The 8,299-nt window shown below is 71.3% G+C and carries 9 protein-coding genes; 3 read left to right on the top strand and 6 right to left on the bottom strand.

The features are described from left to right. The first annotated feature begins 157 nt into the window (after window positions 1-157). Complete coding sequence (locus ACWGKQ_RS42390) at window positions 158-709, top strand: DUF1697 domain-containing protein (RefSeq protein ID WP_453297380.1); 552 nt, start codon at window positions 158-160, stop codon at window positions 707-709. Here ACWGKQ_RS42390 and ACWGKQ_RS42385 read toward each other — a convergent pair. Beyond that, a complete protein-coding gene (locus ACWGKQ_RS42385) occupies window positions 690-1,550 on the bottom strand; it encodes a transglutaminase-like domain-containing protein (protein ID WP_453297379.1) in 861 nt (286 codons plus the stop codon). The two genes, ACWGKQ_RS42390 and ACWGKQ_RS42385, sit on opposite strands and share 20 nt — an antisense overlap. A gap of 58 nt (window positions 1,551-1,608) precedes the next feature. Here ACWGKQ_RS42385 and ACWGKQ_RS42380 point away from each other — a divergent pair, with 58 nt between their 5' ends. Both ACWGKQ_RS42380 and ACWGKQ_RS42375 read left to right on the top strand, forming a co-directional pair. Then, a complete protein-coding gene (locus ACWGKQ_RS42380) occupies window positions 1,609-2,631 on the top strand; it encodes a ketopantoate reductase family protein (protein ID WP_453297378.1) in 1,023 nt (340 codons plus the stop codon). A gap of 25 nt (window positions 2,632-2,656) precedes the next feature. After that, the gene (locus tag ACWGKQ_RS42375) at window positions 2,657-3,262 is read left to right on the top strand and encodes a TIGR03086 family metal-binding protein (RefSeq protein WP_453297377.1); all 606 of its coding nucleotides are present in this window, start codon (window positions 2,657-2,659) and stop codon (window positions 3,260-3,262) included. 175 nt (window positions 3,263-3,437) lie between these two features. Here ACWGKQ_RS42375 and ACWGKQ_RS42370 read toward each other — a convergent pair whose 3' ends face one another. The 5 genes from ACWGKQ_RS42370 to ACWGKQ_RS42350 form a co-directional block, all read right to left on the bottom strand. Next, complete coding sequence (locus tag ACWGKQ_RS42370) at window positions 3,438-4,187, bottom strand: sirohydrochlorin chelatase (RefSeq protein WP_453297376.1); 750 nt, start codon at window positions 4,185-4,187, stop codon at window positions 3,438-3,440. A gap of 5 nt (window positions 4,188-4,192) precedes the next feature. Continuing rightward, a complete protein-coding gene (locus ACWGKQ_RS42365) occupies window positions 4,193-5,071 on the bottom strand; it encodes an ABC transporter permease (RefSeq protein ID WP_383719103.1) in 879 nt (292 codons plus the stop codon). After that, a complete protein-coding gene (locus ACWGKQ_RS42360; protein ID WP_217547007.1) occupies window positions 5,058-5,843 on the bottom strand; it encodes an ABC transporter ATP-binding protein in 786 nt (261 codons plus the stop codon). Before ACWGKQ_RS42360 ends, ACWGKQ_RS42365 begins: the two co-directional genes overlap by 14 nt. A 34-nt stretch (window positions 5,844-5,877) precedes the next feature. Next, window positions 5,878-6,987, bottom strand: coding sequence for an aliphatic sulfonate ABC transporter substrate-binding protein (locus ACWGKQ_RS42355; RefSeq protein ID WP_453297375.1), 1,110 nt, complete (start codon window positions 6,985-6,987; stop codon window positions 5,878-5,880). 232 nt (window positions 6,988-7,219) lie between these two features. Beyond that, the coding region (locus tag ACWGKQ_RS42350) for a sulfate adenylyltransferase subunit 1 (protein WP_453297374.1) at window positions 7,220-8,299 on the bottom strand (1,080 nt) is incomplete at its 5' end.

The following is an 8,299-nucleotide window of genomic DNA, read 5'->3' as shown; positions in this document are numbered from 1 at the left end:
GTTTTTTTTTTGATCATCTTTTTTTAATATGTCAGTGGTGGTTGTTGTTTTGGTTCGGGCCGGGTCCGATCGGCCTGAGTTGCGGCCACCGGGGGTGCCCCGGCACGGCCGTCGTGCCCGCCCCCACGGGGCACGACGGCCGTTCTAAGGTGTTCGAATGACGACATATGCGGCGCTGCTGCGCGGGATCAACGTGGGCGGCAACAAGAAGCTCCCGATGGCCGAGCTGCGCACGCTGATGACGGGCCTCGGGTACGACTCCGTGCGGACCTATCTGCAGAGCGGGCAGGCGGTCTTCGCCTCCGCCCACGGGGACGCGGAGTCCCTGGCGGCGGAGCTGGCGAAGGCGATCGAGGAGCGGTTCGGCTTCTTTGTCGACGTGCTCGTCCGCGACCACGCCTATCTGAGGGCGGTCGCCGAGGCCTGCCCGTTCCCGGCCGCCGAGCTCGCGGCCAAGCAGCTGCACGTCACCTACCTCTCCGGGCCGGTCGCCGCGGAGCGCTACGCGGACATCGACCCCGCCGCCCACCTCCCCGAGGAGTTCCGACTGGGCGACCGCGCGCTGTACCTGTACGCCCCGGACGGCCTCGGCCGTTCCAAGCTCGCCGAGGCGCTGTCCCGGCGCCGGATCCACAAGGGGCTGATCGCCACGACCCGGAACTGGAACACCGTCGTCAAGCTGGTGGAGCTCACGGCTCCGGAAGCGTGACCTTCCGCAGACCGAGGAAGGGGGCCCGCGACAGGATCTCGCGGGGCGCGGTCAGACGCGGATCGGCGTACCTGCGGCGGGCCTCGTCCTCGCCGCAGGCGGCGACCGCGTCCAGGAGGGCCAGGTCGTCGTCGCAGAGCGCCGCCTCCGGCTCCTCGACACCGGCCAGCGGCAGCCAGCCGTCCCACGGCAGTGTCTCGACGCCGTTGCGGCAGGCCAGGTCGAGGACGAGGCTGTGCCGGACGAACCAGGCGCCCCGCAGGCGCTCGTCCCCCCAGAGCCCGAACGTCCCGGGATCCGCCGCGCCCCTCCGGATCGCCCGCCAGGCGTCCCCGGCCACCACGAACCGGTCCCGTGGCACGTCCAGCGGGTCGAAGTCCAGGTCGTGGCCCCGATCCGCGACCTGCGGGTCGGCCAGCCGCCAACTCCCGTCCGGCAGCCGGTACTCGGTGATCCAGTGGTCCTCGTGGAAGCCGTCGACGAAGTACGTGCCGAAGCCGCCGCGCACCCGGGCCGGGGTGCCCGTCGCCCGCAGCAGGGACACGTGCAGCAGGGCGAAGTCCCGGCACGTCCCGACGAACCGCTCCCCGTACGCCCTGGGTCCGGTGAGCGGTGCGTCCGAACGCTCGCGCAGGATCCGCAGGATCCCGGAGACGAACCGGACCTCGCCGTCGTGGTGCAGCCGCTCCGCCGGGATCTCGTACCCGAGGCGGTCGCCCTCGAAGCGGTGGACGATCAATCCCCGGACCAGCCGGGCGAGTTCACCGGGGTCGCGGGGCAGCCGGCTCGGGTCCAGGCCGCCGGGATCGCTGTACGGCGTCTGTTGCAGGTAGTTGTCCATGCCGTGACGTTCGACCCTGCCCCAGGGGCAGGGTCAACGCCTGTGCGAGGCTCGTCCCATGCGCTACATCATCATCGGAGCAGGGGCCGTCGGCGGTGCGATCGGCGGGCGGCTGGCCGGCGCGGGACACGAGGTCGTCCTGGTGGCACGGGGCGCGCACCACGCGGCGCTGCGGGACGGCGGGCTGCGGCTCAAGGTGCCGGACGGCGAGTACACGTACCGGCTCCCGGCCGTCACCGGGCCCGGGGAACTGGGCGAGCTGCGCGCCGACGACGTACTCCTGCTCGCCGTCAAGACACAGGACACCGTGACCGCCCTCCAGGCCTGGGGGCCGGCCCCGGTCGCGGGCGGCGGCACGGCGGCGGAGCGGCTGCCCCTGTTCTGCGCCCAGAACGGCGTGGAGGGCCAGCGTCTCGCCCTGCGCGTCTTCCGGCACGTCTACGGCGTCTGCGTCTGGCTGCCGTCGACCTTCGTCGAACCGGGCGTCGTCTCCGCCGGCGGCGCCCCGCTCACCGGCATGCTGCACCTGGGCCGCCACCCCCACGGCACCGACACGACCGCCCGGCTGGTCGCCGCCGACCTGGAGAAGGCGCACTTCGAGGCACCCGTCGTGCCCGACGTGGCGCGCTGGCAGTACGCCAAGCTGCTGTCCAACCTCGGCAACGCGCTGGAGGCCGTCGCCGGGCCCATCGCCGACGACACGGCCATGACCCTGTTCCAGCGGGTCCGGGCCGAGGGCGAGGCGGTGCTCGACACCGCCGGGATCGCGTACGCGGGCGTCGAGGAGCAGCAGGCGCTGCGCGGCCACAAGGTGGACCTGGTCCCGCTGGCCGGCGCCCCGCGCGGCGGCGGCTCCTCCTGGCAGTCCCTCAGCCGTGGCACCGGCACCATCGAGGCCGACTACCTCAACGGCGAGATCGCCCTGCTGGGCCGCCTGCACGGCGTGCCGACCCCGCTCAACGACCTGCTCCAGCGCCTCGCCAACACCTTCGCACGCGAACAGCGGGAGCCGGGCTCGCTGCCGGTCGAGGAGCTGGTCCGGCTGGCCGACGGGGCTGTCGCGTTTGTTCAAGAGGCCTGACCGGCCGCTTCCTAGCCTGGGGCGCATGACGTACGACGACCCGAAGCTCCTGCACACCTACATGACCGAATGTGCCGCCGAGGCGGCGCGTGTCGCCCACGGCGTCTCGGCGGCACAGCTCGGCGACCCCACCCACTGTCCCGACTGGGACGTCCGGGCCCTGGTCAACCACTGGGTCCTCTACACCTCCCACGGCCTGGAACACCGCGCCCTGCGCAGACAGCTCCCCGAGGAGCTGACGGCCCGCGACTTCACCGCGGAACCCGACTGGGCCGCCGCCTACGCGGACCGGCTGGACCGCGCCGTCGCGGCCTGGGCCGACCCGGCGGTGTGGGAGGGCGAGGTGGACCTGGGCATGGCGAAGGTGCCCGCCGTCCAGATCGCCTCGATGGTCGTCAAGGAGATGGCGGTGCACGGCTGGGACGTCGCCACCGCCACCGGCGGGCGGTACCGCGTCTCGGACGACACGGCCCGCTTCGTCCTCGACGTGGTCGAGACACACGGCGACCTCTACCGGCAGTACGACGGCTTCGCCGACCCGGTGCCGGTGCCGGACGACGCCCCGGTCTTCGACCGCGCCCTCGCCCTGAGCGGGCGGGACCCCGGGTGGCTTCGTTCAACTGGCGGATAAGGAAAAGTCGTTGGGAACCTGAATCGGTAAAGCCCCTGGTGTGACACGTTCGCCGCGCGCGGCGCAGAAGTAGGTGCCGGCCACGGCGCAGCGCTCGCGAGGGCCTGCCCCGGGCCGGCTGTTCGCGGTCCGACGGACAGGGGAGCGCCGGACCGCGAACACCGAGGCCCCTCGCTCAGGCCCCGACGGCCGCCAGCGCCGGGGTGCGTGCCGCGTCGTACCGGTCGAGGAGCACCCGCGCCACCTCCGGCGCCGGGCCGAGGACCTCGGCCAGCACGTCCGCGTCCGCCGCGCCCCGGGCGATCCGGTCGGGCAGGAAGCCGGGGGCGAGGACGTACGGCGCCACCGCGACCCGGGCGCAGCCCAGCTCCCTGAGCTCCCGTACCGCGTCCTCGGTGCGCGGCAGGGACGCGGAGGCGAACGCGGGCCGCACGGCACACCAGCCGGTCTGCCGCCACTCCCGCGCGATGTCCGCGATCACCGCGATCGCCTCCGGGTCGCTGGAGCCCGCCGAGGCCAGCACGACCCCGGTCGAGGACTTGTCGGCGGGGGTCAGCCCCGCCTCGTGCAGCCGCCGTTCCAGGGCCGACAGGAGCAGCGGGGACGGGCCGAGCACGTCCGCCTGCCGGATGCGGAGCCGTGACGGCGCGTCCCGCAGGACGGCGGGGATGTCCGCCTTCGCGTGGAACGCGCGGGTGAGCAGCAGCGGAAGGGCCACGACATCGCGCACGCCCTCCGCCGCCAGCGACTCCAGCACCCCGTGCACGGACGGGATGTTGAAGTCCAGGAAGCCGGTCTCCACGCGCAGCCCGGGCCGCAGCGACCGCACCCGCCGTACCAGGGCGTGCACGGTCGCGGCATGCCGCGGATCACGGCTGCCGTGGGCGATCACCACGAGGACGGGGCGGACCGGCTTGTCGTACATGGACCTCAGCTCTTCACCAGCAGACCGCGGCTGCGCAGCACCCACCGCTCCAGCGGACTGAAGATCAGCAGGTCGATCGCGATGCCGACGAACAGGATCAGGATGATGGCCTCGAACACCATCGCCATGTCACTGGCGGTGCGCGCGTTCTCCAGGAGCTGGCCGAGGCCCACGCCGAGGTCGGGGAAGCTCGCGATGATCTCCGCCGCCATCAGCGAGCGCCAGGAGAACGCCCAGCCCTGCTTCAGACCCGCCACATAGCCGGGCATGGCGGCCGGCAGCACCACGTGCCAGATGCCCTTGACGCCGGTCGCGCCCATGGTGCGCCCGGCCCGCAGGAACAGCGGCGGCACCTGGTCGACGCCGGACACCAGGCCGTTGGCGATGGAGGGGACCGCGCCGAGCAGGATCACGGCGTACATCATCGAGTTGTTCAGGCCCAGCCAGATCACCGCCGGCGGCACCCAGGCCACCGACGGCAGCGACTGCAGGCCGGACAGGATCGGGCCGATCGCCGCGCGCACGAACTTCACCCGCGCCACCACCAGACCCAGCGGGGTGCCGATGACGAGTGCGAAGAGGAAGCCGAGCAGGCCCCGGCTGACGCTGGTCCAGATGTAGCCGAGCAGGTCGCCCTTGAGCCAGGCGTCCTTGAAGGTGTCGCCCACCGCCGCCGGCGAGGGCAGCTTGGACGGGTCGTCGACGACCGGGACGAGGAGCGTCCAGACCACGAGGACCACGGCGAGCGCGATGATCGGCGGCAGGATCTTGCCGGTGAAGGTCTGGCGGAGGGTCGGGCGGCTGGTGGCCGTCGTCTCCAGGGCGTCGAGGCCGGCCTCGACACTTCCGGCGTCCTTGGCCGGCGTCGTCTCAGTGCTGGCCATGGCGGCGGATCTCCCCACGCAGTACATCGGTGATCTCAAGGGACAGTTCGGCCACGGGCGCGTCCTCGATGCGGCGCGGCTGCGGTATGCCGACCTCCCACTCGCGGGCTATCCGGCCCGGCCGGGACGACAGCAGGATCACCCGCTGGGCGAGCCGTACCGCCTCGCGCACGTTGTGCGTGACGAACAGGACGGAGAGGCCGGTCTCCTCCCAGATCCGGGTCAGCTCGTCGTGCAGGACGTCGCGTGTGATGGCGTCCAGGGCCGAGAACGGCTCGTCCATCAGCAGCAGTCTGCTCTCCTGGGCGAGCGCGCGGGCCAGCGCGGCCCGCTGGCGCATGCCGCCGGACAGCTCGTGGACGCGCTTGTCGTACGCGCCCTTCAGCCGGACCAGTTCGAGCAGTTCCTCGGCCTTGGCACGGCGGTCGTTCTTGGGAACCCCCCTGAGCTTCAGGGCGAGTTCGATGTTCTTGCCCGCGGTCAGCCACGGGAAGAGGGCGTGCTCCTGGAACATCAGGGCGGGCCGCCCGTCCGTCGCGATGGAGCCCGCGGTGGGGCGGTCCAGCCCCGCCACCAGGTTCAGCAGCGTGGACTTGCCGCAGCCCGAGGCCCCCAGGAGGGTGACGAACTCACCCGGCGCGACATCGAGGGTGATGTCGTCCAGGACGAGCTGCTGCCCGCCCGGAGTCGCGAAGGACTTCGAGACATGCTCAAGGCGTGCCGCGTACTCGACGGACTCGTCGGCCTTGGCGAGTGTCGTGGTCGTTGCCATGGTCGTCACCTCCTGGGAACTCGTCGGGACCGGATCAGCTGCTGCCGAGACCCGCGGCGCTGACCGTGCTCGCGCCGTCGGCCTTCAGCACCTTGTTGAGGAGGCTCAGGTCGTAGATGTTCTTCAGCAGCGGGTCGGTGAGCAGACCGGCCTTGACGGCGTGCTGGGCCTCGGTGTTGAGGGTGGAGGCCAGCGGGTCGTCGGTGAACTGGATGGAGGACCAGGCCGAGTTCAGGACGTCGTCGGGCAGCGCCTTGCCGGAGTCGACCGCCAGCTGCTTGTTGGCCGAGGCCTTCGCGGCGTCCGGGTTGGCGTTGATCCACTTGTTGGTCTCGACCGAGCCCTTCAGGACCGCCTCGACGACCTTCGGATGCTCCTTGAGGAACTTCTGCGACACGATGATGTTCGTGATCACGAACTTCTTGTCGGGCCACAGCGTGGACTCGTCGAGCAGCACCTTGCCGCCCTCGGCGACCAGCTTCGACGCGGTCGGCTCCGGCACCCAGGCGCCGTCGATGGAACCGGCCTTGAAGGCGTCCGGGGTGATCTTGTTGTCGGTGCGGACGACCGTGACGTCACCCTTGCCGCTCTGCGCGTCGACCTTCCAGCCCTGGTCGGCGACCCAGTTCAGGAACGCCACGTCCTGCGTGTTGCCCAGCTGAGGCGTGGCGATCTTCTTGCCCTTGACGTCCGCCAGCGACTTGATCTTCTTCGGGTTGACGACCAGCTTCACGCCGCCGGACGCCGAACCGCCGATGATCTTCAGGTCGGTGCCGTTGGACTTGGTGTAGCCGTTGATCGCCGGGGAGGGGCCGATCCAGCCGATGTCGATCGAGCCGGAGTTGAGCGCCTCGATCTCGGAGGGGCCGGCGTTGAAGATCGCGTACTTGGCCTTGGTGGCGCCGAGCTCCTTCTGGAAGAAGCCCTTCTGGTTGCCGACCAGGGCGGTCGCGTGGGTCAGGTTGCCGAAGTAGCCGATCTTGACGGTGTCGAGGCCGTCGATCTTCTTGGCCCCGGCGGCGACCTTGGTGGTGTCGCTCTTGTCGGAGTCCGACCCGTACCCGCAGGCGGCGAGCGTGAGCAAGGGGAGTGCGGCGAGCGCGGCTATACCGCGGCGCAGGAGCTTGGAGCGGTTGGCAGGCACGGGAGGCTTTCCTCTCGTTGGCCCGGCTGGTCACGGTCTTTCAGGTCGTGGCCGGGAGGTCGGCAGGTCTTCGTCGCATCCGGGACGTCGGGTGGGGGGCCGGGGCGCGCAGGCAGTGCGCGTACGTCAGCACGCACATCGCGCCACCCCGCCCTGCCCGCTCCCGAGGGCGCCGCTGCCGACGCGGCCGCCCTCCTTCGCGAACGTCGAGTAGACGTCGGTCATCGTCATGTCAGAAGTCCCAGCCGTCGTCTTCGGTCTCGTCCTTGACCGGCTCGGGGGAGGCGAACGACTCGCCGACCATGCCCGCGGTGAGCGTGGTGCCGTCGGCGGGGTCGATCAGGATGAACGAGCCGGTGCGGCGCGAGTCGGCGTAGGAGTCGACCGGCAGCGGCTCGGCGGTACGGATCTTCACCCGGCCGATGTCGTTGGCCACGAGCTGACCCGGGTGCGGGTGCAGGGACAGGTCGTCGAGCGTGAGCCGGGACGGGATGTCCTTGACGACCGCCTTGACCGTGCGGGTGCCGTGCTTGAGCAGCACCCGGTGCCCGACGGTCAGCGGCTGGTCGGCCACGTGGCAGACGGTCGCCTCGACGTCCTGGGTGGTCGCCGGGGCGTCCTTCGTCGGCACGATCAGGTCGCCGCGCGAGACGTCGATGTCGTCCGTGAGCAGGAGGGTCACCGACTGGGTGGTCCACGCCGCGTCGACCGGCTCGCCCAGGAGGTCGATGCCGGAGATCGTCGTCGTACGGCCGGACGGCAGGACCGTGACCGGCTCGCCGACGTGGAACGTGCCGGCCGCGATCTGGCCGGCGTAGCCGCGGTAGTCCGGGTGCTCGGCGGTCTGCGGGCGGATCACGTACTGCACGGGCAGCCGGGCGTGGCAGTGCGCCAGGTCGTGGCTGACCGGGACGGTCTCCAGGTGCTCCAGGACGGTCGGGCCGCCGTACCAGTCCATGTTCGCGGACGGCTCCACGACGTTGTCGCCGACGAGGGCCGAGATCGGGATCGCGGTGACCTCGGGGACGCCCAGCTCGGTCGCGTACGCCGTGAACTCCTCGGCGATCCCCGCGAAGATCGGCTCCTGGTAGCCGACCAGGTCCATCTTGTTGACGGCGAGGACGACGTGCGGGACCCGCAGCAGGGCGGCGATCGCGGCGTGCCGGCGGGTCTGCTCGACCACGCCGTTGCGGGCGTCGACCAGGACCACGGTCAGTTCGGCGGTGGAGGCGCCGGTGACCATGTTGCGGGTGTACTGCACATGGCCGGGGGTGTCGGCGAGGATGAACCGGCGTTTCGGGGTGGCGAAGTA

The organism is Streptomyces sp. NPDC054770 (genome assembly GCF_053611985.1).
The sequence above is the reverse complement of the archived record's forward strand: the minus strand, read 5'-3'. Positions and strand labels throughout refer to the sequence as shown.

Bases quoted from the DNA above. Each gene is read 5' to 3' on its own strand.
- ACWGKQ_RS42390 (WP_453297380.1), top strand. From the start codon at position 158: ATGACGACATATGCGGCGCTGCTGCGCGGGATCAACGTGGGCGGCAAC.
- ACWGKQ_RS42385 (WP_453297379.1), bottom strand. From the start codon at position 1,550: ATGGACAACTACCTGCAACAGACGCCGTACAGCGATCCCGGCGGCCTG.
- ACWGKQ_RS42380 (WP_453297378.1), top strand. From the start codon at position 1,609: ATGCGCTACATCATCATCGGAGCAGGGGCCGTCGGCGGTGCGATCGGC.
- ACWGKQ_RS42375 (WP_453297377.1), top strand. From the start codon at position 2,657: ATGACGTACGACGACCCGAAGCTCCTGCACACCTACATGACCGAATGT.
- ACWGKQ_RS42370 (WP_453297376.1), bottom strand. From the start codon at position 4,187: ATGTACGACAAGCCGGTCCGCCCCGTCCTCGTGGTGATCGCCCACGGC.
- ACWGKQ_RS42365 (WP_383719103.1), bottom strand. From the start codon at position 5,071: ATGGCCAGCACTGAGACGACGCCGGCCAAGGACGCCGGAAGTGTCGAG.
- ACWGKQ_RS42360 (WP_217547007.1), bottom strand. From the start codon at position 5,843: ATGGCAACGACCACGACACTCGCCAAGGCCGACGAGTCCGTCGAGTAC.